The 25,369-nt window shown below is 61.3% G+C and carries 21 protein-coding genes and 1 pseudogene; 16 read left to right on the plus strand and 6 right to left on the minus strand.

Going from position 1 to position 25,369, the window contains the following annotated elements:
• Positions 1 to 221 precede the first annotated feature (221 nt).
• The 3 genes from HU749_RS12860 to HU749_RS12870 are packed head-to-tail and all read left to right on the plus strand — an operon-like array spanning position 222 to position 2,718.
• A complete protein-coding gene (locus HU749_RS12860) occupies positions 222 to 1,316 on the plus strand; it encodes an ATP-binding protein (protein ID WP_186651006.1) in 1,095 nt (364 codons plus the stop codon).
• A complete protein-coding gene (locus tag HU749_RS12865) occupies positions 1,285 to 1,956 on the plus strand; it encodes a response regulator (RefSeq protein WP_046062862.1) in 672 nt (223 codons plus the stop codon). The genes HU749_RS12860 and HU749_RS12865 overlap by 32 nt, the downstream gene beginning before the upstream one ends.
• A complete protein-coding gene (locus HU749_RS12870) occupies positions 1,957 to 2,718 on the plus strand; it encodes a PAS domain-containing protein (protein WP_079301950.1) in 762 nt (253 codons plus the stop codon).
• Positions 2,719 to 2,767: 49 nt separating this feature from the next.
• Here HU749_RS12870 and HU749_RS12875 read toward each other — a convergent pair whose 3' ends face one another.
• The 3 genes from HU749_RS12875 to HU749_RS12885 all read right to left on the minus strand — a co-directional run bounded on the left by HU749_RS12875 (position 2,768) and on the right by HU749_RS12885 (position 5,586).
• On the minus strand, positions 2,768 to 3,694 hold the full coding sequence (locus HU749_RS12875; protein ID WP_046062860.1) for a sugar ABC transporter substrate-binding protein: 927 nt from the start codon (positions 3,692 to 3,694) through the stop codon (positions 2,768 to 2,770).
• Between the two features lie 81 nt (positions 3,695 to 3,775).
• Positions 3,776 to 4,567 carry a TIM barrel protein gene (locus HU749_RS12880; protein ID WP_046062859.1) on the minus strand — a complete coding sequence of 264 codons (792 nt, stop codon included), beginning with the start codon at positions 4,565 to 4,567 and terminating at the stop codon, positions 3,776 to 3,778.
• A complete protein-coding gene (locus HU749_RS12885) occupies positions 4,564 to 5,586 on the minus strand; it encodes a Gfo/Idh/MocA family oxidoreductase (protein WP_186651004.1) in 1,023 nt (340 codons plus the stop codon). Before HU749_RS12885 ends, HU749_RS12880 begins: the two co-directional genes overlap by 4 nt.
• Before the next feature lie 193 nt (positions 5,587 to 5,779).
• Between HU749_RS12885 and HU749_RS12890 the strand changes: the two genes are divergently transcribed.
• Positions 5,780 to 7,771 carry a sigma-54-dependent Fis family transcriptional regulator gene (locus HU749_RS12890; protein WP_186651002.1) on the plus strand — a complete coding sequence of 664 codons (1,992 nt, stop codon included), beginning with the start codon at positions 5,780 to 5,782 and terminating at the stop codon, positions 7,769 to 7,771.
• 26 nt (positions 7,772 to 7,797) lie between these two features.
• Here HU749_RS12890 and HU749_RS12895 read toward each other — a convergent pair whose 3' ends face one another.
• The gene (locus tag HU749_RS12895; protein WP_186651000.1) at positions 7,798 to 9,048 is read right to left on the minus strand and encodes an MFS transporter; all 1,251 of its coding nucleotides are present in this window, start codon (positions 9,046 to 9,048) and stop codon (positions 7,798 to 7,800) included.
• A gap of 378 nt (positions 9,049 to 9,426) precedes the next feature.
• Between HU749_RS12895 and HU749_RS12900 the strand changes: the two genes are divergently transcribed.
• The 4 genes from HU749_RS12900 (at position 9,427) to HU749_RS12915 (ending at position 13,377) form a co-directional block, all read left to right on the plus strand.
• Positions 9,427 to 10,446 (plus strand): substrate-binding domain-containing protein, encoded by a 1,020-nt coding sequence (locus tag HU749_RS12900; protein WP_046062838.1) that lies wholly within the window; start codon positions 9,427 to 9,429, stop codon positions 10,444 to 10,446.
• Between the two features lie 165 nt (positions 10,447 to 10,611).
• Positions 10,612 to 11,037, plus strand: a complete 426-nt coding sequence (locus HU749_RS12905) for a YciI family protein (RefSeq protein ID WP_046062837.1) — start codon at positions 10,612 to 10,614, stop codon at positions 11,035 to 11,037.
• Positions 11,038 to 11,060: 23 nt separating this feature from the next.
• Entirely contained in the window at positions 11,061 to 11,468 is a 408-nt protein-coding gene (locus tag HU749_RS12910; protein ID WP_014338986.1) for a VOC family protein, read from the plus strand.
• 166 nt (positions 11,469 to 11,634) lie between these two features.
• Positions 11,635 to 13,377 (plus strand): OPT family oligopeptide transporter, encoded by a 1,743-nt coding sequence (locus HU749_RS12915; RefSeq protein WP_186650998.1) that lies wholly within the window; start codon positions 11,635 to 11,637, stop codon positions 13,375 to 13,377.
• 237 nt (positions 13,378 to 13,614) lie between these two features.
• On the opposite strand, the gene HU749_RS12920 is transcribed toward HU749_RS12915, so the two are convergent.
• A complete protein-coding gene (locus HU749_RS12920; RefSeq protein WP_046062835.1) occupies positions 13,615 to 14,772 on the minus strand; it encodes an alpha/beta hydrolase family protein in 1,158 nt (385 codons plus the stop codon).
• Positions 14,773 to 15,968: 1,196 nt separating this feature from the next.
• Between HU749_RS12920 and HU749_RS29625 the strand changes: the two are divergent.
• Together HU749_RS29625 and HU749_RS29630 are read left to right on the plus strand one after the other, a co-directional pair.
• Positions 15,969 to 16,265, plus strand: a pseudogene (locus HU749_RS29625) (HAMP domain-containing protein); the annotation flags it as partial.
• 57 nt (positions 16,266 to 16,322) lie between these two features.
• A complete protein-coding gene (locus tag HU749_RS29630) occupies positions 16,323 to 17,123 on the plus strand; it encodes a methyl-accepting chemotaxis protein (RefSeq protein WP_437127843.1) in 801 nt (266 codons plus the stop codon).
• Positions 17,124 to 17,145: 22 nt separating this feature from the next.
• Here the strand turns inward: HU749_RS29630 and HU749_RS12930 are convergent, their stop codons facing one another.
• The gene (locus HU749_RS12930) at positions 17,146 to 18,057 is read right to left on the minus strand and encodes a LysR family transcriptional regulator (protein ID WP_079301933.1); all 912 of its coding nucleotides are present in this window, start codon (positions 18,055 to 18,057) and stop codon (positions 17,146 to 17,148) included.
• 327 nt (positions 18,058 to 18,384) lie between these two features.
• On the opposite strand from HU749_RS12930, the gene HU749_RS12935 reads away from it, so the two are divergent.
• The 6 genes from HU749_RS12935 to HU749_RS12960 all read left to right on the plus strand — a co-directional run bounded on the left by HU749_RS12935 (position 18,385) and on the right by HU749_RS12960 (position 25,365).
• Positions 18,385 to 19,323, plus strand: a complete 939-nt coding sequence (locus HU749_RS12935; protein ID WP_186650994.1) for a VOC family protein — start codon at positions 18,385 to 18,387, stop codon at positions 19,321 to 19,323.
• 15 nt (positions 19,324 to 19,338) lie between these two features.
• The gene (locus tag HU749_RS12940; RefSeq protein ID WP_186650992.1) at positions 19,339 to 19,701 is read left to right on the plus strand and encodes a Rieske (2Fe-2S) protein; all 363 of its coding nucleotides are present in this window, start codon (positions 19,339 to 19,341) and stop codon (positions 19,699 to 19,701) included.
• Between the two features lie 178 nt (positions 19,702 to 19,879).
• Positions 19,880 to 21,004, plus strand: a complete 1,125-nt coding sequence (locus HU749_RS12945; RefSeq protein ID WP_186650990.1) for an FAD-dependent oxidoreductase — start codon at positions 19,880 to 19,882, stop codon at positions 21,002 to 21,004.
• Positions 21,005 to 21,132: 128 nt separating this feature from the next.
• On the plus strand, positions 21,133 to 22,812 hold the full coding sequence (locus tag HU749_RS12950) for a DUF1302 domain-containing protein (protein WP_186650987.1): 1,680 nt from the start codon (positions 21,133 to 21,135) through the stop codon (positions 22,810 to 22,812).
• A gap of 12 nt (positions 22,813 to 22,824) precedes the next feature.
• The gene (locus HU749_RS12955; protein ID WP_186650985.1) at positions 22,825 to 24,189 is read left to right on the plus strand and encodes a DUF1329 domain-containing protein; all 1,365 of its coding nucleotides are present in this window, start codon (positions 22,825 to 22,827) and stop codon (positions 24,187 to 24,189) included.
• A 72-nt stretch (positions 24,190 to 24,261) separates the two neighbouring features.
• Positions 24,262 to 25,365 (plus strand): WD40/YVTN/BNR-like repeat-containing protein, encoded by a 1,104-nt coding sequence (locus tag HU749_RS12960; RefSeq protein ID WP_186650983.1) that lies wholly within the window; start codon positions 24,262 to 24,264, stop codon positions 25,363 to 25,365.
• Positions 25,366 to 25,369 lie beyond the last annotated feature (4 nt).

Below are 25,369 nucleotides of genomic sequence, written 5' to 3' on the forward strand. Positions count from 1 at the left end.
GGCTCTCCAAAGTGCTTTTTTATTTCCTGTTGGGAGAGATACTTTCCTATGGGGAAAATCTTCTCAATCTGGAAAAAGGGCTATGCCTTTGGAGATAAGCCTTGCTACACGGCCGTCCGGGGCATGGAAGTTGCTGGTATTCGAGGAATGTGGAGCAACTGGACGGGGAGTTATCGAGAGTGCGAACACGACCGCAGTGGTGGCCGCTCTGGTTAGGGCCTGTGCGCCCTGAACAGGCCCGCAGCGTGCGTAAGCTGTTGGCCGGCTTGCCCTTGAGCCAGGCGCACGCTGACGGTGCCTTATCGGGTTTTCTGGACCGTTTCGACGCACTGCTGCCGCCTGCCAGGTTGAACCTGATCCTCGGCGGCGAGGACCTTAGCCCGACGCGACGCGGTTTGATCGAGGGGTGCCAGGACGTGGCGACTTGTCCCTGGCGCGACGCAAGCGCGGCAGACACCCCCCAAAGCTGCGGCACGTGCCGGCAACGCGGCGTGCACCGCCTGGTGTGCGCCTTGCCCGAGGGCCAGAAGGGCGTGTTGCTGCTCGATAGCCCGAAACGGGCCGGTGCCAGTTGGCGCCAGTTACTGGAAGAGGTGGCGCAGGCGGTAGGCATGGCTGTGCGCTTGCGCAGCTACAACCGTGAGCAGCAGCGCAAACAGGCGACGTCCCGCCACGGTGCCTTGGCCCGTGAGCTGCACGACTCGGTGGCACAGCAACTCGGTTACCTGTCGTTCCAGGCCCATGGCCTGCAATCCCAGTTGGGCGAGCCGGAACAAGCCACTGCGGGTTTGCAGGACCTGTGCGCCGGCTTGAGCCAGTTGCAGCGCCAGGTGCGCGAGTTGATTACCAGTGCGCGTCTGACCATGGACGGGCGCTCATTGCGCCAGGCACTGGCCGACTCGGTCGCCGAGTTCTCGCGGCGCTGCATCATCGTGTTCGAGCTGGACAACCGCCTGGCTGACGACGCTTTGAGCCCGGGAACCGAGTTACAGATTTTGCAGATTATTCGCGAAGCACTGGCCAACGCGGTGCGCCATTCCCATGCGCGGCATGTCCGCATCGAGTTGCGGCAAAACCAGGACGGTGATGTTTCCATTTCGGTGGAGGATGACGGCATTGGGCTCAGTCCGGCGTCAGGGGAGGCCAATCATTTCGGTCTGGCGATTATCCGCGAGCGCGCCGCAAACATTGGCGCCCGACTGACAATTGAAGCGATCCGCCCGCACGGGGTCCGCGTACACCTTGGCCTTCGCTGCCACCAAGACCAGCCACAGGGGAGTTTCGATGGACTGCACGACCTTATTACTGATCGATGATCACCCGCTGTTTCGCAAAGGCCTGGCGCAGCTGTTCGGCGCCAGTGACGACTTCGAGGTGGTGGGGCAGGCGGCCAGCGGTCGCGAAGGCATCAACCTGGCCGTGAGCCTGGCGCCGCAGCAGGTCTTGCTCGATTTGCACATGCCCGGCTTGAGCGGTTTGCAGGTGCTCGATGAACTGCGTCAGTTGCGCCTCGACTGCCAAGTGGTGGTGCTCACCGCGTCGATGGATCGCGCCGAGCTGTTGACGGCCTTGCGCCTGGGGGCCAGTGGTTATGTGCTCAAGGAAACCGAGCCCGATGCGTTGTTGAGCTACATGCGCAATTGCCACAAGGGCGCGATCGTTCTGGATGCAACCCTGGTTGCCTTGCTGGCCGATCAGGACGAATCGGTGAGCCGGCCTGCGTACGATCCGGACCTGCCAGATACAGGCAACCTGACCGAGCGCGAGGGGCAGACCCTGGCCCTGATCGGTGCCGGCATGAGCAATAAACAGATCGGCCGGGAACTGGGAATCAGCGATGGTACGGTCAAGATCTATGTGAGGAATCTGTTGCAGAAGTTCAGCCTGCACTCACGTCTGGAGTTGGCGGCGTGGGTACACAACGGCGCATCGGTAAGGCACGAGGAGCGTCATTAGATGAGGGAAAGCCTGGAAGCTTTTGCACAGACACCGAGCGTGCACCTGATGGATCGCTTTCCCGCCGCCCTGCTGGAATTGCGCGACAACGGCCAGATCGCTCACTTCAACCTGGCCTGGGCCGAGTTGATGGGGCCGCCGGGCGCGGAGCGCAACCTCATCGATTATGTGCACCAGGAAGACCGCCCGTTGTGGCGCAAGGCCTTGCATGAGCTGCGTCGGCGCCCCGATACCTCGTTCAATCAGCGCCTGCGTTTTGTACATCCTTCGGGTGACTTACGCTGGTTCGAGGTGAGCCTCAAGCGCGGTCCGCAGGGGTTCTATCTGGTCGTCGGGGACGTCACGGCACACAAACGCCGCGAAATTGCTTTGCAGGCCAGTCAGCGCAGCAGCATGAGCCTGCTCGATAGCATGCCCGGGCTGATCTATCGGGGCCGTAACAACCGCGACTGGACCATGGAGTTTGTCAGTGCCGGTTGCCTGCAACTGACCGGATATCCCGCGGAGCGGCTGGTGGACAATCATGAGTTCACTTACAACAGCCTGATCCTGGCGCAGGATGCCGACTACGTCTGGCGCGAGGTGCAATATGCGTTGTCGCGCAACGAGCCGTTCGAACTCAATTACCGGATTCGTTGCGCCGATCAGTCGATCAAGCACGTCTGGGAAAAGGGCATCGGGATCTATGCCGATACGCGTGAAGTGCTGGGTATAGAGGGGGCGATTTTCGAGCGAACGGCAGGTCAGACCTCTGTTCGCTGAGTCGCCGCTGACCCCTGGCCGGGATCGCGGCGAAGTGTCGAGCGTGTCGCTACTTGTAATGTTGTTCAAACACCGCCAACTGCTCAGGCTTGATCAACTGAAAGGGCACCCAGACGTCCGATTCCACGGGTTCTCCCTTGATCATCTTGAGCGCTGCCTGTACCGCGCTGGTCGCCTGGGCCTTGGGGTCCTGGAACACCGAGGCGACCAGCATCCCACGCTTGATCGCCGCCAGGCCGTCAGGCAAGCCGTCGATGCCGACAATCGCGATCTCACCCTTGGCTTTGCCGGCCTGTTGCAAGGCCATGGCCGCACCGATGGCCATTTCGTCGTTGTTGGCGACGATGGCATCGAAACGGCTGCCCGCCAATAGCCAGTTGCTGGTCAGGTCCATCCCTTTGTTGCGTTGCCACTCGGCGCTTTGCTGCTCGACAATCTTGATCCCGGGATAATCCTTGAGCACCTGTTTGACGCCTTCGGTGCGGTCGTGGGTCGCGTTTTGCGCCAGGTCGCCCATGATGATCGCGAGGTTGCCCTTGCCGCCGAGCTTTTCGGCCAGGTAGCGCATTTGCAGCTGTCCGGCCTCGATGTCATTGGACGCGACGGTGACGACGCCTTTGGGCAAGGTGCGCTCGTCCGGGTGACGGTTGACGTAGACCAGCGGCGTCTTCGCTTCGACTGCGGCGCGGGTGATATTGGCCGTGGCGGAGGTGTCCACCGGCAGGACAATGACCGCGTCCACTTGCTGGTTGATAAAGCCCTGGACCTGGTTGAGTTGGCGCACCACATCGCCTTGGGCGTCCTCGAACTGAATCTGCACGTTTTCCTTTTTCGCGGCCTCGTCCAGGCCGTTACGCACGTAGGTCATGAAGTTGTCGTCGACCCTGGCGATGCTGACGCCGATGCGATAGTCGGCGGCTGCCCATTGGCTGAAGAGCAATAGCAGGGTGGCGAAAAGCAGTGTGCAACGACGCATGATGGTTTTCCTTTTGTTGTTATGAGTTGTACGTCACCAAGAGATGAAAATCTGCCGCACGTTGTGAATTCGGCGCGTGCTTTATCCATCAAGCGTGAAGGCCTGCCTGAAACGCTCAAGCGCGACCTCGCTGTCACCGCTGGCCCAGCCTTCGAGGCCGACGACACCGCTGTATCCCATGCCGAACAAGGCCCTGGCAATGGCGGGATAATGGATTTCACCGGTGCCGGGCTCCATGCGCCCCGGAACGTCGGCGACCTGGATTTCGCCGATGGCGCTGCCGGCGCGCTGGATCAGTTCGATCAGGTTGCCTTCGCCGATCTGTGCGTGATAGAGGTCCAGGTTCATCTTCAGGTGCGGGCTGCCCACGGCCTCGATCAACGCCAGGGTGTCGTCAGCGCGGGCGAACGGCGTGCCCGGGTGGTCGACTTCGGTGTTGAGGTTTTCCAGCAGGAAAACCCGACCCGCGTCCTCGCCCAGGCGAGCGATTTTTTCCAGCGTCTTGCAGGCGCTCAACCACATGCGCCCGGTGGTCTGGGCCACGGGTTTGACCGGCAACCCCTGGTCACCCAGGCCGGTGCCATGCAGGTTCAGGCTGGGGCAACCCAATTGAGCGGCGACGGCCAAGGATTCCTGGGCGCTGTCGAGCAGGTGCTGGATATCATCCGGATCGGTCAGGTTGCCCGAGATGTAGCCGGTCATGGAGGTGAAGTCCGCGCCGGTCGCCACGAGGGCCTGAATGTCTTTGGTCGTCCAGTTCCATATCTCGACGCTGAAGCCCAGCGCATGGATGCGTTTGACCCGCTCGGTGAAGGGCAGGTCGAGAAAGACCATCTCGGCACTGATCGCCAGTTTGAACGGTGTAAAACTCATGAAAGCGCTCCTTGCACACGCACCGCTTTGCCCTGTTGGAAGGACTCGATGCAGGCACGAGCAATGGCCAGTGCCGCCCGGGCATCTTCACCGCTGGCCAGAGGTTTTTCGCCGCTGCGCACGCAACTGACGAAGTGGTTGAGCTCGGCCACATAGGCATCACGCAGCAGGTCGGTGTCCATGCGCTGGGTGTCGGCCTGGACCCCACTGGCCAGGTACCGCAGCAAGTCAGAGTCGTTGACGTTGCCCATGGTCAGCATGCCAGCGCTGCCGAACACTTCGCCGCGGACATCGTAGCCATACACGGCCTGGAAATTGGCCTCGGCCGTGGCGATGGCGCCGTTATCGAAACGGATCGTGACCACCGCGGTGTCGAGAAACCCTTTGTCCTTGTAGGCCGGTGCGATCAGGGCATCGGCCATCACAAAAACCTCAACCGCTTCGGCGCCCGGATTCAGGTAGCGCAGGGTATCGAAGTCATGGATCAGCGTTTCCAGGAAGATCACCCATTGCGGCGAGGCGGCCGGGTTGTTCAGCGCCGGGTCGCGGGTCAGCGAGCGCAGCAGTTGTGGTGTACCGATGCGGCCGGCAACCACGTCCAGGTGAGCGGTGCGAAAACTTCTGGCAAAGCGACGGTTGAAGCCGACTTGTAGCGTCACCCGTGCGTCGGCAGCGGCGGCGATGGCGCGGTCGGCTTCGTCCAGGGTGATGGCCATCGGTTTTTCACAGAACACCCCTTTGCCGGCCCGGGCCGCACTGATCACCAGTTCGGCATGGCTGCGTGCCGGGGCGGCAATCAGCACGGCATCGATGTCCGGGTCATCCAGCAATTGCTGTGGGTCGGTATAGACCTTCTGCACGTCCAGTTCTGCCGCCAGGCGCGCGGCTTGGCCGGGAGTAGGGTCGGCGATGGCGGCGAGGCAGGCGCCGGGGATGTGCCGGGCGGCGGTCAGGCCGTGAAAACTGCCCATGCGGCCGGCGCCGATGAGGCCAAGGCGAATGATCTTGGATGTGCTCATGAACATGACTCCCTTTATTGTTTTTACGACTCGGCGGTAAGAATGTCCTCGTCTGTCCAGGCAGGAGCAAGTGCTGTGCCAATAATTAACCAGTTGATATTTAAGGTGTTTTATTCGTGTTTATTTGAATTGATGTTCATTTGAATGACATGTCTATACTGGCATGTCGAAAATATGAACATATGGCCGAATAATGAATGAGCAACCTGCAGCGTTGAGCGCCGAAGACCGCGATTACCTCACCACGCTTGGCCCTGCGTCGTTGAACGAAGGGCCAGGCACTGCACTGGATGAGGCCTGGCAAGCGTGCTTGCGGGGGGGCACTGATCGACCTGCCGGGATCCGGCGGGTGATTTGGGCGTCCTGGTTGCGCAGTGTCAATGCCGGCCTCGATCCGGAGGATGGCGAGTACCGTTTTGTCGCGCCTGCCGACCTGACCGCGACACTGGCAGCCAACCGGGTGCTGATCGCCGCTGCGGCGCAAGTCATGCGCGGTTTGCTCGCCTATAACCCCAGGGGGCATATCAACCTGACCGATGCCGAAGGCACGACGTTGTATTTCTGTGGCCTGGACCTCACCCCCATAGGCAGTCGACTGCTGGAGTCGGTACAGGGCACCAATTGCACTGGGCTGGCGATCGTCGAAGACCGTTTGGTGTATGTGCTGGCCGAAGAGAACTTCGGGCTTGGCCTGCGCCAGCGCCGCATGCATTGCGCCGCCGCGCCAATCCGCGATGCCCAGGGCCGGACGCTGGGCATGTTGACCTTGACGGCAGAGCCGGGCTGGTTTCACTTCCATACGCTGGGCACTGTCCAGGCTGCGGCCGAGGCGGTCTCGAGGCAGATGGCGCTGCAAGCCTTGCTGGAAGAGCAGCAAACGGTCCTTGAGGTGCTCAACGAGGGCTTGGTGGTTTTGGATGAGCAGGGCTGTATCAAGGCGCTCAACCATTACGCCCGACAGTTGTTTCGCGTCGGCCATGACCTGCTCGGCAGTCCGTTCAAGAGCCTGGGCAAGAGCGAATTGACCGATGCGGTCCTGCTCGGGGGCGGGGAAGGTGTGCGCGACCTGGACTGCACCTTTGAACTGCACGACCGCAGCCATCTGGCCTGCCTGGTGTCGGTCTGCCCGCTGGAACAAGGCGGGCGGATTGTGTCGTTGCGCGAGAACCGACGCATCCGGGAAATTACCCGGCGGATCATTGGCACCCAGGCCAGCTACACCTTCGAAACCATCCTGGGCCGTTCACAGGCGATTGAGGATGCACTGCACCTGGCGCGGATTGCCAGTCGCAGTGATTCGACCACGCTGATCCTCGGTGAGAGCGGCACTGGCAAGGAGTTGTTCGCCCAGGCCATCCATAATGGCAGCGACCGATGTGGCGGACCTTTCGTGGCGGTCAATTGCGGCGCCATTCCCCGTGACCTGGTACAGAGCGAACTGTTTGGACACGTCGAAGGCGCGTTCACCGGATCGGCGCGCGGTGGGTCGGCAGGCAAGTTCGAATTGGCCGATGGCGGGACGATCTTCCTCGACGAAATCGGTGACATGTCCTTCGATGCACAGGTCAGCCTGCTGCGTGTCCTGCAGGAAGGCGAGGTGACACGAGTGGGCGCGAAAAAATCGCTGCGGGTCAACGTGCGCATCATCGCCGCCACCCACCGCAACCTGAGCCAGGCAGTGGCCGAGGGTGCCTTTCGCGAGGACCTTTACTACCGGCTCAACGTGCTGAACCTGACGGTGCCGCCGCTGCGGATGCGCCGTGAAGATGTGCCGTTGCTGGCGCGGCATTTTCTCGCGCGATGTGCGCGGTCGCTACGCAAGTCGATGCAGGACCTTTCGCCAGCGGCCCTGGAGATGCTTGGCGCCTATCACTGGCCAGGCAATGTCCGTGAGCTGGAAAACGTCATTGAGCGGGCGACCAACCTGGCGATGACCGAGTTGATCGAGCCGAGCGATCTTGCCCTGGATATCAGGCAGCGAGGGCGCCCATCGACATGGGGAAGTGCCCCTGAGCCGCGGATGGCGCCGGATCTTGGTACCCATGAGATGAATGCCATCATCGCTGCTCTCAAGGACACGCGCGGAAACATCCGCCTGGCTGCTCAGCGGCTGAATGTGTCTCGGGGTGGGTTGTACAACAAAATGAGCCGGTTTGGACTCAAGGTTGAGGCGTTTCGTTCTTAGCGGGTGGCGCATGGTCAGGAGCGCGGTCAGAAAGCGGTTTTCTTGAAGAGGCGAGCGGGCACGCCCCGATAGAATGACAAAATGGCGAGCCCCTGCACGATGACCGCTCCTGCCACGACGGCGACGATGGCGTGATTCGAATCGCTGAAGAGGGAGCGCACCAGGCCGAAAAAGGCCGGGGCGAAGGCGTAGGTGGCCTGGCTGATCGCGATCATCAGGGCGATCACCCTGGCGGTTTGTTCTCGGCTGAACTCGGTCTGGGCTATCAGTGGCGGCAAGGAGGTGGCATTGCCAATGCCCGAACCGATCAATACCACGGCTATCCAGGCCACTGTCGGGTGAAGGTCCAGGCCCAGAAGCATCAGCGTGCCCAGCATCTGGACGGCATAACCGAGGCAGGCCAGTTGTCGGCGGTTCATGCCTTGGATCATCAAGCGCGCGGCGACGTATCGCCCGCCCATCGCACTGGCAGTGGCCAGACCCATGGCGAATGAGGCGTCATGCGCCCCCATGCGACCCACCAGGATCGAGTACAGGTGCGCGATCAAGCCGATCTGGGCGAACAGCCCCAAGGACATGCCGGCTGCCAGGGTGCGGAAACTTGCCGACCTGAGGGTCTGCTTTGCGGTCCACGGCGTGGCGCTGGCGCTGACCGGCACGGGGTCCGGCTGGTCTGCATGGTCGGGATGTTGTCCCAGGCTTTGTGGGCTTTTGTTGAAGACCAGGAAAGCGAAGACGCCTATGAGCAACACGGCGACGACGCTGATCACCAGCGCCGCCGTGATAAAGCCGAAACGCTCGATCAGCAACACCCACAGCGGCGAAAAGATCACGCCACCCAGACTGGCGCCGTTGTAGGCCTTGCCCAGGGCCTTGGGTCTTTCCTTGACGTACCACGGCGCGATCAGGGTATTAACGGCTGCGGCACCTAATGTCACCCAACCGATACCCGAGCAGACGGCGCCGGCATACAGCACTCCTAGCTGGTTGGCTTGAGCCCAGATGTTCACGCCGATGCCCAGGACGATGCTGCCCAGCAGGGTGATGGTGGGTATCCCGAAGCGTGCGTAAAGGCGTGGCAGGTTGGCGATGACAATCGTGCCGCTGAGAAAGTGCAAGGTCACGGCAGCCGAGACCTGGGCGATCGGCCAACCCGTGCGCTCCATGACCGCTTGCATATAAATCGGCGGGCCATAGAACCCGATCCCCCAGCCGATAATCGCCAGGATGAACGTGCAGGCCAGTACGGTTTTTCCAAAAAAGCGGGTGCGTGTCATCGCCATCTCCTCCATGTTTGGCTCATAGACTATGGGATCGACAGGTTCCTCAATTCGAGGTGCATCGAACTATGGATGTCGTGCGAGGACCGGGGCTGGAGGGATGTTACAAACTTACTATTCCCCTTTCGGGTTGATGACGGCAGAAGCGACTATCCTTGCGGACACTGCATCCGAACACTGTATCCATAAAAAAGAGACGCCATGACACATTATGATCGCGCCATCGGCTCCCGACCCGGTATCACATGTGGTGATCGAACCTGTAAGGCCAGGTCCCGGTTGCTCAAGATGATTTCAATGACGGCTTTCTGTCTCTTCACGGCAACGCCCGGATACGGCCAGGATCTACCGGCAGCAACGGACGCCACGGTTACGGTGAATCAAGCACAGGAAATGGTTGCCAAGGCCACCCTCGGCGCCGTTCCCTGGAGCGGCCCCGAATCCGGCCCGCGCGCCCAGCGTGGCAAGAGTATCGCCATTGTCGCAGAAGATATGCGCAACGGAGGTATTGTCGGTGTCGCCCAGGGCGCTCGCGAGGCCGCCAAGGCGATGGGCTGGACGCTGAGGGTATTCGATGGCGCCGGATCCCCGGATGGGCGTGCAAAGGCCTTTGCCGATGCCCTGGCGGCGAACCCCGATGGCCTCATTCTGTGCGGTGCCGATGCCCTTGAAAACAAGGCGGCGCTGGCCGTCTTCGCCGACAAGGGCGTGCCAGTGGTGGGCTGGCACGCCGGGGAGCGGCCCGGGCCGATTGATGGGACGCCGATGGCCATGAACGTCACGACCGACCCGCTCGAAGTGGCTCGCATCACGGCCATGGCGGCAGTGGCGCAGTCGAACGGAAAGGCCGGGGTTGTCATCCTGACCGACTCCAGGTACAGCATCGCCATGGCGAAAGCCAAGGCCATGGAAAACGTGATTCGGGCCTGTCGGGAGTGCTCGTTGCTGGAGGTGCGTGATGTCGCGATCTCCGAAAGCCGCGAGAAAATGCCGGCGATCACCACGGAACTGCTCCAGCGCCATGGCAAGCGCTGGACCCATACGCTGGCCATCAACGATATCTATTTCGACTACGCGGTGGCCACCTTGGCCAGCGCCGCGATACCCCGCGACGGCATCAGTCTGATGTCGGCCGGTGACGGGAGTGCTTCGGCGTTCTTGCGCATACAGGAAAAAAACTACCAGACCGTCACCGTGGCCGAACCGCTCAATGTGCATGGCTGGCAGGTGATCGATGAATTGAACCGACTGATGGCAGGTCAGCCGGTGAGCGGTTTCGTGGCACCGGTTCACTTGGTCAATGCCGACAATATCACCTTGGACGGCGGGACGAAGCTCCTGTACGACCCCAGCAATGGTTATCGAGACATCTATAGATTCCAGTGGAATCCCTGAGCGCTGGACGTGGCTTCACGGCCAGGGAGCCTGGGTCTCCCAGGCCGCCAACGGCGTATCGAAAAATAATGGCGTCGACCTGTCGATTTCGACCATTGCCATTCGATTAGTCCGTAGAGCCGCCACACGGACGGCTTGATCCATCCATTCTCAGGAGAAAAAAGCATGCGATTTATGGTGATCGTCAAGGCCAGCCCAGAGTCGGAAGCCGGAGAAATGCCCAGCGAAGAACTGCTGGCCGCTATGGGCGCCTACAACGAAGAACTGGTCAAGGCCGGGGTGATGCTAGCCGGTGAAGGCCTGCATCCCAGTGCCGAGGGCGTGCGCGTGCAGTTTTCCGGCAAGAACCGGACTGTCATCGACGGGCCCTTTGCTGAAACCAAGGAGCTGATCGCCGGTTTCTGGATCTTCAAGGTCCAGTCATTGCAGGAGGCCATCGACTGGGTCAAGCGCTGCCCGAACCCGATGGTCAGCGACAGTGAAATCGAGATCCGCCAGATATTCGAGGTCGAGGAGTTCGGCGAGTCCTTTACCCCCGAATTGCGCGAGCAGGAAGAACGCTTGCGGGCGCAGATGTCCGGCCAATCGTGAAGCCGGTTACAGGAGATCCCACCATGAGAATCATTCCTTACCTGACCTTCAACGGTAACTGCAAGCAAGCCTTCGCTTTGTATGAGGAGGTACTGGGCGGTGAGCTGTTTTCCATGTCTTTTGCCGAGGCCCCCGAGGAAACCGGGATGCCCAAGGATCCCAATCTGGTCATGCACACTTGCCTGACCGTCGGCGCTTTCAGCCTGATGGCTTCCGATTGCCCGCCAGGCCAGCCATATAGCAAACCACAAGGCGTTTCGGTATCCCTCAATGTCGACAGCGTGGAGGAGGCCGAGCGGCTGTTCAATGGCTTGAGTGCGGGTGGCAGTGTGTATATGCCCCTGGAGAAAACCTTTTGGGCGGAACGCTTTGCCATGTTCGAAGACCGTTTCGGGATTGCCTGGATGGTCAATTACGAGGGGGGGAAATAAGTCGAGCGCAGCCCATGGGTGGACGACTCGGGTGAACCTTGCGCCAATACTGCGTTCACTTATTGAGGTGCCGTTTTAAGTGGTCCTGTGGGAGCGAGCTTGCTCGCTCCCACAGGGGGCCAGTCTGAATCTGACGGCTGCCCTCCAGTGCCGACAAGGACTTCGCATGCATCCAACCTCGTCCACGTTCCCCTTGACCACCACCGTCGAACGCGAGCTCAGTCCGCGTGCGGTCAGTACGGGAATCGTCCTCGGTATCCTGCTGACACCTTCCAATGTCTACGCCGGGTTGAAGATCGGTTGGTCGTTCAATATGTCGATCATTGCCCTGCTGATCGGTTATGGCATCTGGCAAGGCCTGGCCAGTCGATCGGTGGGTCGACTGCCCTGGACCCTGCACGAAAGCAACATCAACCAGACCGTGGCCTCTGCCGCTGCGTCGATCATTTCCGGTGGGCTGGTCGCGCCCATCCCGGCCTACACCCTGCTGACCGGCCAGCAGTTGGACGCCATTCCCATGGTGGCCTGGGTCTTTTCGGTGAGTTTCCTGGGGATTTGGATTGCCTGGTACCTGCGGCCCTCATTGCTCAATGACAAGGCGCTGAAATTTCCCGAGGGCATGGCGACCCTGGAAACCCTGCTGCATATCTATAACCACGGCCACGAAGCCGCGACGCGCTTGAAGGTGTTGCTCGGCGCCGCGTTGCTGTCCGGGCTGGTCAAGGCGGTCGACACCTTCATGTGGACCATTCCGCGCTGGTCTCCGAGCGCCCAACTGGAGCGCCTGACGTTTACCGCTGACCCTTCGCTGTTGTTAGTGGGGTTCGGCGGAATCATCGGTATACGCGTGGGCCTGACTTTGCTACTCGGTGCCTTGCTGGCGTGGGGCGGGCTGGCGCCGTGGCTGTTGGAGCAAGGCTTGGTGCAGTTGCCGCACGACAGCAGCGGCCCGCAGTTCGCGGCGCTGGTGGAGTGGTTGCTCTGGCCGGGGGTGAGCCTGATGGTTTGCTCGACCCTGGCCTCGTTGGTGATTCGCTTGTGGGCACTGCACCGGTCCACCCTGGCGGGCGGCGGGGCGATCTGGACGATACCCAAGCCTGGGCCTGCCACCGGTTTTGTACTGTCGATCATCCTGGTGGTGAGCCTGCAGGTGCTGTTGTTCGGCATCAATCCATGGATGGCCTTGCTGACCATTCCCTTGGCGATCTGCCTGGCGGCGGTGGCCGCCCGAGTGGTCGGCGCCACGGGCATTCCGCCGATCGGGGCCATCGGCCAATTGTCCCAGTTGAGCTTCGGCATCGTTGCCCCGGGGCAGGTGCCGATCAACTTGATGAGCGCCAATACTGCCGGTGGTTCGGCAGGGCAGTGCACCGACTTGATGAACGACTTCAAGGTCGGCCGGGCGATTGGCGCTACGCCGCGCAAGCAGTTGATCGCCCAGACCCTGGGGATTTTCGTCGGTAGCATCGTCGGGGTATTGGCTTACCTGGCCCTGATCCCGGACCCGCAAACCATGCTACTCACTGAAGAGTGGCCAGCCCCGGCAGTCGCCACTTGGAAGGCCGTTGCGCAAACCCTGACCCTGGGCCTGGACTCGTTGTCAGCGAGCATTCGCTGGGCGATTTTCATCGGTGGCCTGGTCGGCTTGTTGTTGGGGATCCTCGACAGCCTGTTGCCGACGCATCGGGCCCGCTACCTGCCAAGCACGGCGGCCTTGGGCCTGGCCTTTGTCTTGCCGGCCTCGGTGTCGCTGATGATGGCCCTCGGTGCGCTGTTGACATGGCTGGTGAGTTGTCGTTGGTCGAGCCTTACGGAACGCTTTGCCATTACCGCTGCGGCGGGGTTGATTGCCGGGGAGAGCATTACCGGGGTGGGGGCGTCGTTGTGGCAGATGCTTGGGGATGGGTGAGATGGAGTAACTATCGACGGTTGGTCTTGTCAATGCGATGGTCGCGCTTCAGAGTGGTGTGTATATCCGTTTCTGCGGTAACGGATATACACACACCCAAAAAAACCACCCGTAAAACCGAACCCAAAAAACGGCATTTTCCATTTCTGAAAAGAAGCGCCGTTTTTCCTAAGTGAACAGCATTACAGTCGCACCTGGACGTTCAAACCCTCGCAGCGCACGAATTTCACACCCACCTCACGCAGTACGACCACCGAGCACTTCAGCCACCCAATCGGCAATGTACTGGCCGGCATTGATACTGTTATCGAAACTCGAATGCTGCACGCCGCCCTCACGTTCGGTGAAGACTTTCAGCTCGCGCTTTGGACTGTTGACCAACTGTTCGTAGGTGCGGTGTGCCCACTTCAGCGGAATTTGCGAATCCTTTTCACCGTGGGTGACCAGGAATGGCACCTTGATGCGATCCAGGATGCCGTCCAGATGAACATTCTCGGCGATGGTCATGAACTCATCGGTGTCTTCGGCGCCCCATACCCAGGCCACATGCGACCAGTAATGCGGCACCGGAAAGCTGCCTTCCTTTTCCAGGCGACGTTTTTGCACATCACGCCAATCATGGTTGGCACCCCACACTACGCCGCAAGCGAAGCGCGGCTCAAAGGCGACCGCACGCGGGCAGTAATAGCCGCCGAGCGATACGCCTTCCAGGCCAATGCGTTTGGCATCGACATCGTCGCGGTTTTCCAACCAGTCCACCACGCGGCTGGCCCAATGCTCACTGTCGAAACGCGCCGTCAGGTGATGCAGGCGCAGTGCTTCGCCTGTTCCCGGCTGGTCGATGATCAACGACGACACGCCCCGTTTGGCCAGCCAGGCGGGCAGGCCGACGCGGTATTTCATTTCTTTGGTAGAGTCCAGTCCATTGACCTGTACCAGAATCGGCGCTGGGCCGTTGACGCCTTCGGCACGGACCAGCAGGCCGGAAATGTGTTTGCCTTCGTAAGGTATTTCAACGCGCTCGCAGTTTTCTCGTGCCAGTTCGATACCGCGTTGGAAGGTGTGCAGAAAGCGCTGGTACAGCTCAGTGCGGCCGGGGGCACCATGGGCCTGCAAGCGTTCGCAGCTCAGGTAGTAGGTCGCGGCGCGGTTGTATTTTTCACCGGCAGACAACATTCGACCCTTGCCTTCGTCTTCTTCAGCCAGGCCGCACAGCTTGTCGGCCATGTTCGCCCAGGTCTCACGGAAGGCCTTGCTACCGGCGGCGTCCGGTTGCTTGGCGGCCTCTTGCAGCGGCGCGCACATCTCTTCGATTTCGCCGATGCGGGCGCCCATTTCAATGGCCAGGTCGACGGAAAGATTCCACACGTAGTTGGTCGGGAAGTAGCGGAACATGATTGTTATTGTCCTTGTGCAAGCAAAGGCAGGCGGCCAGGTCCGGCGCGGGGATGGCCAAGCCTGACGGTTCGAAGCAGGCTAAGGGGAGGCCAATGGTTTGGCCAATCGCGAGTCGGGATGAGAGGTATTGCGAACGCTGATAGAGCGTGTGTGGACCGCTGGCCTAAGGGTTTTCTACTCACAGTTCAAGCAGCAAATCCAGATACCTATCATCGTACTTTGCGATTGCTCATAACGCAGGACGCGATTGGTGCCGTTGAGGTACGACTCACTAGAGTTGGCGCTACACCGCGTCGTTGGCTGGAGTCCCGGGCGCGCACAACAACAAGAACAAGGTATCGGCAGATGAGTGAGTCCAAACCCGGCACAGCGATCAGTCTGGGCGCCAAAGGCAGCCTGTTTTTCCACGACGGTGCGAGGAGCCGGACATGCCTGTACTGAGCCGTGTGTTTGGCAATCTATCGGTGGGGGCCAAGCTGTCATTGGGTTTCGGCCTGGTGCTACTGGTGACGTTGGCGGTGGCGGTCACTGCTTTTCATTCCCTGAGTGTGCTGCAGCAGCGCGGTGAACAATCGCGTCAGGCGTCATCGATCCAGGCACTGATCCTGCGTGCGCGTATCGCCGAGAAGGCATTCGCCCTGGATCTTGCTCCGCAACGCCAGGACCAGGTACGCGAGACGATCGGGAAACTGAGTCAGCAACTCGATGCCGAGCCCGACAATAGCGCAGTACGTACGGCCGTTAGCACGTATCTGGAGCAGTTCCTCGGTTATGCCGATTCGTTGCGTCGAGCCCGGGAGGCGCGCCTGCGCATGCAGGCACTGGCGCAGACGGCTGGCGATAGTTTTACCCTGCTGTTTCTCGATCAACTGGATGCGCTCAACACCCGGTTGGGGCAGGGGACACCGCCGAGCAGCGATCAGATGGTGCGGCTTGAGCAGACGGCCGCGTTGCGGGACAAACTCGCCAAACTGCGTGACAGCGAGCTGTACTACTCGCTCGATGGCGAGGAGCGCTACCGCAGCGACTGGGAGATGAGCATGAGTGACCTGCTGGCCGCCATGCAGGCGCTCGATCTCGGCGAGCAGCAAGGCGAGTCGCTGCAGGAGGCGAACACGGCCTTGGGCGACTACCGCAAGGCCTTCGTCGAGTTCGTCGACAGTCGTCGGCAAAGTGCGCAAAGCAGTGCGGCGATGAACGCGCAAACCGAGCAGGTAAGTCAGCTGCTGACCCAGGCCGATGAACAGCAAAGGCAGGCGGTACTGGACGATAATCGCGATGTCTATCGCCAATTGGGTTTGATCACTGTCCTGGCGCTCGCCTTGGGCATTGGCGCCAGCCTGCTGATCCGCCAGTTGATTGTGCAGCCGTTGCGCCAGGCTGTGCAGTTGGTCCAGCGCGTGGCGGCGGGGGACCTGAGTGATCCGCCGTCAGACAGTGGTCGTCGTGATGAGTTGGGCCAACTGTTGGGCACCGTGGGCAGTATGCTGGGCAGTCTGCGGGGCTTGGTCGGGCGCATCGACCGTGGTGTCGGCTCGCTGAACGGTATGGCCGGCAGTCTGGTCGAAGTGACCCAGAGCAACAGCCGTGGTGTTGAGCGCCAACGTCAGGAAACCGAACTGGCCGCCACCGCCATGCAACAGATGGCCGCCACGGCGCAGGAGGTCGCGCGCAACGCGGGTGAGGCCAGCGCAGCGGTGGCGCATGCCGACCAACAAGCGCGTGAGGGCGACGAGCTGGTGCGCCAGGCGGGTGGCAAGATCGACCACCTGGCGTTGGAAATGAGTGGTTGTGCCGAGGCCATGCGGTCCTTGCTGGTGGAGAGCGCGGCGATTGGTGGTGTGCTCGATGTCATCAAGGCGGTGGCCGAGCAGACCAACCTGCTGGCGCTCAACGCCGCCATCGAGGCCGCGCGGGCCGGTGAGCATGGTCGCGGCTTCGCTGTGGTCGCCGATGAGGTACGTGGCCTGGCACGACGCACACAGCGTTCGACCACGGAAATCGAAGGGCTGATCGTTCGTCTGAGCAGTGTGGCCCAACAAGCCGCCGAGCGCTTGCAAGGCAGCCATGTGCTGAGCGATGAAACGGTGGTGCTTGCCGCGCAAGCTTCCCAGGCGCTGGCGCGGATCACCCGGGCGGTGTCCAGCATCGAGCAGATGAACCAGCAGATTGCCGCGGCGGCCGAGCAGCAGAGCGTGGTGGCCGAGCAAGTCAGCCAGAGCATGACGCGGGTGCGCGAAGTGGCCGAGGGCAGTGCCAGGGAAAGCCTGCAACTGCAAGTCTCAACGGCCGACTTGCAACAGGTTGGCGGCGAGCTCAAGGCGGCTGTCGGGCACTTTCGTACCTGACCTCGCCTGCGAGTAGCCGCTACTACTGCTCCAGCTCGTTGATGATCTGACTGATTTTCGCCCGCAGCCAACGGTGCATCGGATCCCCCTCCATGGTCCGGTGCCAGAGCATGAACTCACGCATCACCGGGATTTTCACCGGTGGTTGCAGGATGCGCAGCGGCAGGTAGTTGGCGTAGAGCCTGGCCATGCGCTGGAGCATGGTAGCGACGCGTTGGGTACCGACGATCAGTTGCGGCAAGGTGTTGAAGTCGTGGGTCACCACTTCCATGCGACGGGTGAAACCGTACTGGCTCATCAGCCATTCTTCGACGCTTAACTGCCGGTTGCGGCCAAAAATCACTGAGACATGGCCCATCTCGATGTACTGATCGAGGCTGATGCTGTCGCCCACTAGTGTGTTGCCATCCCACACCACGCATACATGCTCTTCTTCGAACAGCAACTGCGATGGGTGGCCTTCGAGGAGGTAGCGCTCAGGCACGATCATCATGTCGGCCTCGCCGCGCATCAGCATTTCGGTGGACGTGTCGCCGGGGCCCAGCAGTTCGAAGGTGATGTGCGGGGCCTCCAGGGAGATCTTCTGGATCACCCGGGCAAACAGGACGCTGATCAGATAGTCCGAAGTGATCAGGCGAAAATGGCGCTTGCTGGTGGCGGGGTCGAACACCGGTTTGGCGGTGATCGAGGACTGGATCGTCAGCAGCACCTGGCGCACCGGCGCCGCCAGTTCGCGGGCATAAGGCGTGGGCTGCATCTTGCGTCCGACCTGCGCCAGCAGCTCATCTTCGAAGTAGAGGCGCAGCCTGCCCAGTACGCCGCTGGTGGCGGATTGGGTCATGTGCAGGCGTTCGGCGGCGCGGGTGATGTTCTGCTCTTCCAGCAACACATCCAGCGCCACCAGGAGGTTGAGATCCAAGTGGTTAAAACGCATGGCGGTCTCGATTTTTGTATTTATTTTGTAAATACCTTCCGACCTTCCTATCGCGGCGTCAAGCCCCATGAGTGGGCGAATCGAGCGATGCCTGTTCGATTTTTCACGGCACTTGGCCCTGTGCGGCCAGGTATCGCATTTGCCGATAGGTCGCATCCCGACAAGCGATTAGTCAGTGCGTTTCTGCCCCTTCAGTATCGGCCCACAGTCGGTTGGCCGTGAGGCTTTATCGACCCCAAGACCCGCCTCGGCAGCGCTCCGCCTGGCACGGCTCCCGTAAGCGGGGTGCTGGCCTGCGCTGAATAATTACAATGGAGTGGTAACTCAATGAACATCATTGGCCTTGATGCCTTGATTTTTGGCGTCGACGACATTCAAGCCTGTACTCATTGCCTGCGTGACTACGGCCTGCTGCCTGTCGATGTCGACAGCGAGGGCGGTCGTTTTGAAGCCCTCGACGGCACTGCCGTGATTATCCGTCGTGCGGACGATGCCCGTCTGCCGGCGGCCATCGGGCCTGCGCCTTCGATTCGTGAAACCGTTTACGGCGTGGCCAGCGCGGCTGATCTTGAGGCCATCGCCGATGAACTGGGGCGCGATCGCCTGGTGACCCGCGATGCCGATGGTTCCGTGCACAGTGTGGACGACATGGGCTTTGCCATTGGTTTCCAGATCAGTGTGCGGCGTGCGTACAGCGCGCCAGCGGACCTGACCAATGCACCGGGCCATGCCCCCCAGCGTCCGGTCAACCAACCGGGCATCAACCCCGATATGCAGGCCCTGCCGCGGACCCTGTCCCATGTGGTGTATTTCGTGCCGGATGCGGTCAAGGCCGAGGCCTTTTACAAGCGCCTGGGCTTCATGACCACCGACACCTTTGTTGGCGTGGGGCCGTTCATGCGTCCCGCCGGTTCCGATGACCATCACTGTTTGTTCATGATCCAGACGCCACCGCACATGAAGGGTTGCGAGCACTTCACCTTTCACATGGGCAGCGGCACGGAAGTGCTGCTGGCCGGGCGTCGCTTCGAGCAGCAAGGCTGGACCAGCTTCTGGGGACCGGGCCGTCACCTCTTTGGCTCCAACTGGTTCTGGTACTTCAACAGCCCGCTGGGCTGCCACATCGAATACGACGCCGACATGGACAAGCACGATGACGCCTGGCAAGCGCGCCAGGCGCCGTTGTCGGCGGATAACTCGCAATTGTTCCTGTTCACTTCCCGGGAAAAATGGTTCCCCAGCGGCCCGCCGCCCAAGCAGGCCTGAGTGCGGATGTCGTCCATGAGTCACGACGCCATTGTTCTCTGTCGCCTGGATGAATTGGTCGAAGGGCAGGCCCGCGGGTTCGATCCCCTGGGCACGGGGAAGGACAGCGTGTTCGCCCTGCGCCATGGCGGCGAGGTGCGGGTCTATCGCAACAGTTGCCCGCACCTGGAGGTGCGGCTGGAGTACCGCAAGGACCGTTTTCTCAGTGTCGATGGCAGCCAGATCGTCTGTTACGCCCATGGTGCCCGGTTCCTGCCGGACAGTGGCCTGTGCGTCTACGGGCCTTGCCTGGGGGAACGCCTGAGTGCGCTGCAATGGCATGCAGAGGCCGATTGGCTGGTGCTCGAAGCGGGTCAGTTGGAAGCGTGTGGACCTTAGTTAACGTATCGCGGTTGCTGATACATCGTATCCCTACATGCGATTAGTCAAACGCCTGCTTTGCCGAGAAAGTGAACACAACGCGGTAGCGAATGCGTGCAGAAACAGCCGGTCGTGAAGCCTGGGAACGCTCCGGCAGAACGCTTGCGTGAATAACAAGAATAAGAGTGAAACGAGCATGAACGCAGTGGAAAAGGTGCTTATCGTCGGTGGTGGTATCGGTGGCCTGTGTGCCGCAATCGCTTTGCGTCGCAAAGGCATCGTCGTCGACCTTGTCGAGCTCAAGACGCAGTGGACCGTCTACGGCGTGGGCATCATCCAGCAGAGTAACGTCGTGCGGGAGATGGCCAAGTTGGGTGTGCTGGACGGCTACCTGGACGCCGCCTACGCGTTCGAGGATCTGACCATCAATACCACGGCTGGTGAGCAGCTGGCGCGAATCCCCGGTCAGCGCCTGGCTGGCCCCGAGTATCCGGCCAATGTCGGTATTTCGCGCCTGGCCCTGCATCAAGTCCTCAGCGAAACCACTATCGCCCTGGGCGCCTCGATTCGCCTGGGCCTGAGCGTCGAGACGCTGGAGCAGGTGGGCGAGGGCGTTGATGTGCTGTTCACCGATGGCAGTCGCGGTCGTTACGATCTGGTCGTGGGCGCCGATGGCCTGTACTCAACAATGCGCTGCTTGCTGTTCGGCGAGCAGTACCCGCCGCGCTTCACCGGCCAATCGGTGTGGCGCTACAACTTCCCGCGCGCCGCTGGAATCGATCATCTGGCCACCTTCCAGGGGCTCGCCGGCAATGCCGGGCTGGTGCCGCTGGGCCACGACCAGATGTACCTGTTCATGACCTCCCACGAGCCCGCCAACCCGAGGATGGAGGCCGCCACGCTGGCAACCCAGATGCGCCAGCGCCTGAGCGGTTTCACTGGACTGATCGGCGAACTGCGCGAGCAAATAATCAACAGCGAACAGGTGGTCTACAAGCCACTGGAGGTGGTGTTTGTCAGTGAGCCTTGGTACCGCGGCCGTGTCGTGTTGATTGGCGACGCGGTACACGCCACGACGCCGCACCTGGGCCAGGGCGCCGGCATGGCCATTGAAGATGCCATCGTGCTTGGCGAAGAGCTGGTCGCCGGTGGCAGCGTCGAACAGCAGCTCGAACGCTTTATGGCGCGCCGTTATGAGCGCTGCAAATTCATCAGCGAAAGCTCGGTGCTGGCCGGAGACAAGGAAATGGCCCACGACAGCAGCTTCGATCGGATCGGCCTGGTCAGGCGGATGCTCGAGGTCACGGCACAGCCTATCTGAGGCGCCGGCAAAACCGAATTCGCTCTCCCATGGATGCTTCATGCCTGTGCAGGCTGGGCCCGGCTCGACTGCGGGCGCCGTTTCACCAGAAGAGCTGACATACAACAACAATAAAGAGGGTTACTTCGATGGCTACTCGCAAGATCGCTGCGTCGCGGCGCGTCCCCTTCACCCTGACCCTCGCGGCCAGCCTGGGGCTTGGCGCTTCGGCTGCCCAGGCCTTTCAGATCGATACCGGCAATCCGGATCTCAGCTTGCGCTGGGATAACACGCTGAAGTACAGCGCGGCCTGGCGTCTCAAGGACCCCAGCAGCAAGCTCAGCCAGGGCCAGACGGCGTTGAACCAGAATGACGGCGATAACAACTTCGGCAAGGGGCTGATCTCCAATCGCCTGGATATTCTTTCCGAACTGGACATCGGTTATCACAACTTCGGTGCCCGCCTGAGCGGTGCCGCCTGGTATGACACGGTTTACCAGGACCGCAACGACAACAACGACGCGGCCAGTGCCAACCAGCGTTCGGTGGGTTTCGATGAATTCACCAGCGACACCCGTCAACTGCATGGCGGTGACGGCGAACTGCTCGATGCCTTTGTCTACTGGAACGGTGAGCTGGCCGACCGTGCCTTGTCGGTTCGCGCCGGGCGCCACGGCCTGATCTGGGGTGAAAGTCTGTTCTTCGGCGGCAACGGCATTGCCGGTGCCATGGCGCCGGTGGACGTGGTCAAGGCGCAATCGGTGCCCAATACCCAGTTCAAGGAAATCACCCGGCCGGTCAATCAGCTCTCGACCGCCTACCAACTGACCGACGATGTGTCATTGGGTGCCTTCTACCAGTTGGAGTGGGAGGCCACCCGCTTGCCGGGCGCCGGCAGCTATTTCTCCACCAGCGATACCATCGGTGAAGGCAATGAACGGCTGATCACTGGCGGACCCTTCCCGGATTTCCTTGGCGGCAATGCCAACAGCCCAGCCGCGTTTTTCCATGGCAAGGACAAGAAAGCCAGGAGTTCCGGCCAAGGCGGCCTGCAGCTCAAGTACAACACCGGGACGACGGATTACGGGCTGTACGCGCTGCAGTATCACGAGAAGACGCCCTCGTTGTATTTGAAACCGAATGCCACCGGGCCGAACTTCAGTACCGGGCAAGTCGGCGAATATTCCTGGGTCTACCCGGAAGATATCCGTGTCCTTGGCGCCAGTTTCGCCACCTCCGTGGACGAGTACAGCTTTGCCGGCGAGGCGTCCATGCGCTGGAACATGCCGTTGGTGTCCAACGCCCAGACCGTCCTGGCGGGTGTCGACGCGGACAACAACGATGACGCTTTGTACGCCGTTGGCCGGACGGCCCACGTCAACCTCAACGTCCTGGCGTCGCTGGGCCCTTCCTTTGTCGCCAATGAAGCCAGCCTGGTCGGGGAGATCGCCTGGAACCGCCTGCTGGCCGTGACCAGGAACCGCTCAGCCCTGGACCCTAACGCCACCGATGACGGCCTGGGCTTGAAGCTGGTGTACACGCCCACCTATCGCCAGTTTTTCCCTGGCGTCGACATCAGCGTGCCGCTGGGCATCAGCTACTTCCCCATGGGCAAGTCGGCGGTGATCAGCGGGTTCGGCCCCGATAGAGGAGGGGACATGAACATCGGCGTCTCCGCCACCTACCTGGACCAAGTGACCGTGGGGCTGACCTATACCCACTTCTACGGCCCCGAGGACACCAGCCTCAACGCCGCCAACCAGTTCAATTACAAGCAGTCGTTGAAGGACCGGGACTACCTGGCTTTCTCCGTCAAGACCACGTTCTAAGAGGATTTGCGCATGACCATTCAGTTCACTCTAAAGGCCTTGTGCTTAACCCTGCTGGCCGCCGCCGCGCCGATGACCCTGGCCGCCAGCGCCGAACAAGCGGCCGAGCTGGGCAAGACCCTGACGCCCTTCGGTGCCGAGAAGGCGGGCAATGCCGACGGCAGCATCCCGGCCTGGGACGGTGGCTACACCAAGGTCGATCCAGGCTATGTCCCGGGCGGCAAACGTGGCGATCCGTTTGCCGCTGACAAACCCTTGTACAGCATCACTGCCCAGAACCTGGCCAAGTACGCCGACAAGCTCAGCGACGGCACCAAGGAACTATTCAAGCGTTTCCCGGACACCTATCGCATCGACGTCTATCCGACCCGGCGCACGGCGGCCGCGCCGCAGTGGGTCTATGACAACACGTTCAAGAATGCGACCCGCGCCAAACTGGTCGACAGCAGCGCCGGCCTGATCCCCGACGGTGCCTATGGCGGAATCCCCTTTCCGATTCCACAAAACGGTACCGAAGCCATCTGGAACCATCAGCTGAACTGGCGCGGCACCTCGGTGGCGGCGCATTTCCGCCACTATCTGATGACGGCCGACGGTAATCAGGTAATGACCAGCGACGGCCTGTTGACCCAGGAGATGCCCTACTACTTCGAGGAAGGCAGCCCTGAAAACTACTCGGGTGACTACTGGCAGGTTCACTTTGTCAATTCCGGCCCGGCGATTCGTGCCGGCGAACAGATCCTGGGACGCGAGAACATCAACGGCGAAAAATCCCAGGCCCATGTCTATCTGGCCGGTCAGCGCCGGGTGCGCACGTTGCCCAACGCCTGCTGCGATACACCGACGCCGTCCACCGCCGGGGTCATGTCCTTCGACGAACTGTTCGTGTGGCAGGGCCGCACCGACCGGTTCGACTGGAAACTGGTGGGCAAGCAGGAAATGTATGTTCCCTACAACACCAACAAGGTGCAGACCGCTGCCCAGCCGCAAGACCTGTTCGCCAAACACCATCTGAATCCGGACTACGTGCGTTGGGAGTTGCACCGCGTCTGGGTAGTCGAGGCGACGTTGGCCGCCGGCAAGCGGCACCAGTTGCCCAAAGGTCGCTACTACCTTGACGAAGACACCTGGCAAGCCCTGCTCGGCGACCGTTGGGACGCCAGCGGCCAACTGGCCAAGACCCTCTGGTCCCTGCCTTCCGTACTGCCCGACTTGCCAGCCGTGGTGCAACTGTCTGCCGGTTTTTATGACCTGACTTCGGGGGCGTGGTTTATCCAGAACGTCTACGCCGGATTGCCGGATCAGTATCGCGCGGTGGATCGCTACAAGGCCTCGGAGTTCTCGCCCGCAGCGATGGCCGGTCGCGGCGTGCGTTGAGTCTGAGCTGAGCGTGAAGGGCAGGCCTGTCGGTCTGCCCTTGGGGTGCGAGTGTTTTTCCGAGGTTAGGTTATGAACAGAATCAGTCAGGCGAGCGCTGTGCTCTTGGCCCTGTATTTGCCCTTCGCCACGAGCGAGTGCCTGGCAGGACCGACTGCCGTGGGCGCACCGTTGAGCACTCCGGCCATGCCGGTGCCGGCGGCGCAGAAGAGCGTATTGATCGATCTGGCGCGGGCCGGCACACGTCTGGTGGCGGTGGGCGAGCGCGGCCTGGTGCTGCTCTCCGACGACAATGGACAAAGCTGGCGCCAGGCCTCGGTACCGGTTTCGCTCAGCTTGACGGCGGTGCAGTTTGTCGATGCGCGCAATGGCTGGGCAGTGGGTCACGCTGGAGTGGTATTGGCCACGCGTGATGGCGGTGAGCACTGGGCGCTGCAACTCGACGGCGCGCGTGCGGCACAGCTTGAACTGGATGCAGCCAAGGCCGATCAAGCCACGGCAGCCAACCCGGATGACGCATTGGTACGTGTACAAAATGCCGAGCGTCTCGTCGCCGATGGCGCCGACAAACCCTTCCTGGCACTCGAATTCATCGACGCCCAACACGGGCTGATCGTCGGTGCCTACGGCCTGGCGCTGTGGACCGCGGACGGCGGCGCCACGTGGCAGTCGCTGATGGGGCACATCGCCAACCCGAACGGGATGCACTTGTACGCCATCAGTCATCAGGGAACGCGCTGGTTCCTGGCTGGCGAGCAGGGTTACCTGGCGCGCTCGGATGATGACGCGGTGTCGTTCAGTCAGTTGGAAAGCCCCTATGAAGGGAGTTTCTTCACCTTGCAGAGCCGCGCCGATGGTGCCCTGCTGGTTGGCGGCCTGAGAGGCAATGCCTTTATCTCCAATGACGGTGGCGCAAGCTTCCAGCACCTGTCTGTCCCTATGCCGATTTCTTTCAACGACGCCACCCGCCTGGCCGGCGGCCAAGTGCTGCTGGTCAACCAGGGTGGCGCACTGTTTCTCAATGGTGAGCATACCGGGGCGACGCTGCAGCCACTGGGCGAGCCCTTGGGCAAACCTGTTTCAAGTGTGATCGAGGCCGCCGATGGCAGCTTGATCGTTGCCGGTTTCACCGGGCTGCAGCGTCTTGCGCAGCCATCCACTGCCGCTTCGGAGTGAGGTT

The organism is Pseudomonas ogarae, assembly GCF_014268695.2.
Taxonomy (GTDB): domain Bacteria; phylum Pseudomonadota; class Gammaproteobacteria; order Pseudomonadales; family Pseudomonadaceae; genus Aquipseudomonas; species Aquipseudomonas kilonensis.

Excerpts from the sequence above, each read along its gene's own strand:
- HU749_RS12935 (WP_186650994.1), top strand. The coding sequence starts at position 18,385 with ATGAACATCATTGGCCTTGATGCCTTGATTTTTGGCGTCGACGACATT.
- HU749_RS12950 (WP_186650987.1), top strand. The coding sequence starts at position 21,133 with ATGGCTACTCGCAAGATCGCTGCGTCGCGGCGCGTCCCCTTCACCCTG.
- HU749_RS12920 (WP_046062835.1), bottom strand. The coding sequence starts at position 14,772 with ATGTTCCGCTACTTCCCGACCAACTACGTGTGGAATCTTTCCGTCGAC.
- HU749_RS12880 (WP_046062859.1), bottom strand. The coding sequence starts at position 4,567 with ATGAGTTTTACACCGTTCAAACTGGCGATCAGTGCCGAGATGGTCTTT.
- HU749_RS12940 (WP_186650992.1), top strand. The coding sequence starts at position 19,339 with ATGAGTCACGACGCCATTGTTCTCTGTCGCCTGGATGAATTGGTCGAA.
- HU749_RS12865 (WP_046062862.1), top strand. The coding sequence starts at position 1,285 with ATGGACTGCACGACCTTATTACTGATCGATGATCACCCGCTGTTTCGC.
- HU749_RS12915 (WP_186650998.1), top strand. The coding sequence starts at position 11,635 with ATGCATCCAACCTCGTCCACGTTCCCCTTGACCACCACCGTCGAACGC.
- HU749_RS12960 (WP_186650983.1), top strand. The coding sequence starts at position 24,262 with ATGAACAGAATCAGTCAGGCGAGCGCTGTGCTCTTGGCCCTGTATTTG.
- HU749_RS12890 (WP_186651002.1), top strand. The coding sequence starts at position 5,780 with ATGAATGAGCAACCTGCAGCGTTGAGCGCCGAAGACCGCGATTACCTC.
- HU749_RS12905 (WP_046062837.1), top strand. The coding sequence starts at position 10,612 with ATGCGATTTATGGTGATCGTCAAGGCCAGCCCAGAGTCGGAAGCCGGA.
- HU749_RS12895 (WP_186651000.1), bottom strand. The coding sequence starts at position 9,048 with ATGACACGCACCCGCTTTTTTGGAAAAACCGTACTGGCCTGCACGTTC.
- HU749_RS12875 (WP_046062860.1), bottom strand. The coding sequence starts at position 3,694 with ATGCGTCGTTGCACACTGCTTTTCGCCACCCTGCTATTGCTCTTCAGC.
- HU749_RS12870 (WP_079301950.1), top strand. The coding sequence starts at position 1,957 with ATGAGGGAAAGCCTGGAAGCTTTTGCACAGACACCGAGCGTGCACCTG.
- HU749_RS12885 (WP_186651004.1), bottom strand. The coding sequence starts at position 5,586 with ATGAGCACATCCAAGATCATTCGCCTTGGCCTCATCGGCGCCGGCCGC.
- HU749_RS12955 (WP_186650985.1), top strand. The coding sequence starts at position 22,825 with ATGACCATTCAGTTCACTCTAAAGGCCTTGTGCTTAACCCTGCTGGCC.
- HU749_RS12930 (WP_079301933.1), bottom strand. The coding sequence starts at position 18,057 with ATGCGTTTTAACCACTTGGATCTCAACCTCCTGGTGGCGCTGGATGTG.
- HU749_RS29630 (WP_437127843.1), top strand. The coding sequence starts at position 16,323 with ATGGCCGGCAGTCTGGTCGAAGTGACCCAGAGCAACAGCCGTGGTGTT.
- HU749_RS12945 (WP_186650990.1), top strand. The coding sequence starts at position 19,880 with ATGAACGCAGTGGAAAAGGTGCTTATCGTCGGTGGTGGTATCGGTGGC.
- HU749_RS12910 (WP_014338986.1), top strand. The coding sequence starts at position 11,061 with ATGAGAATCATTCCTTACCTGACCTTCAACGGTAACTGCAAGCAAGCC.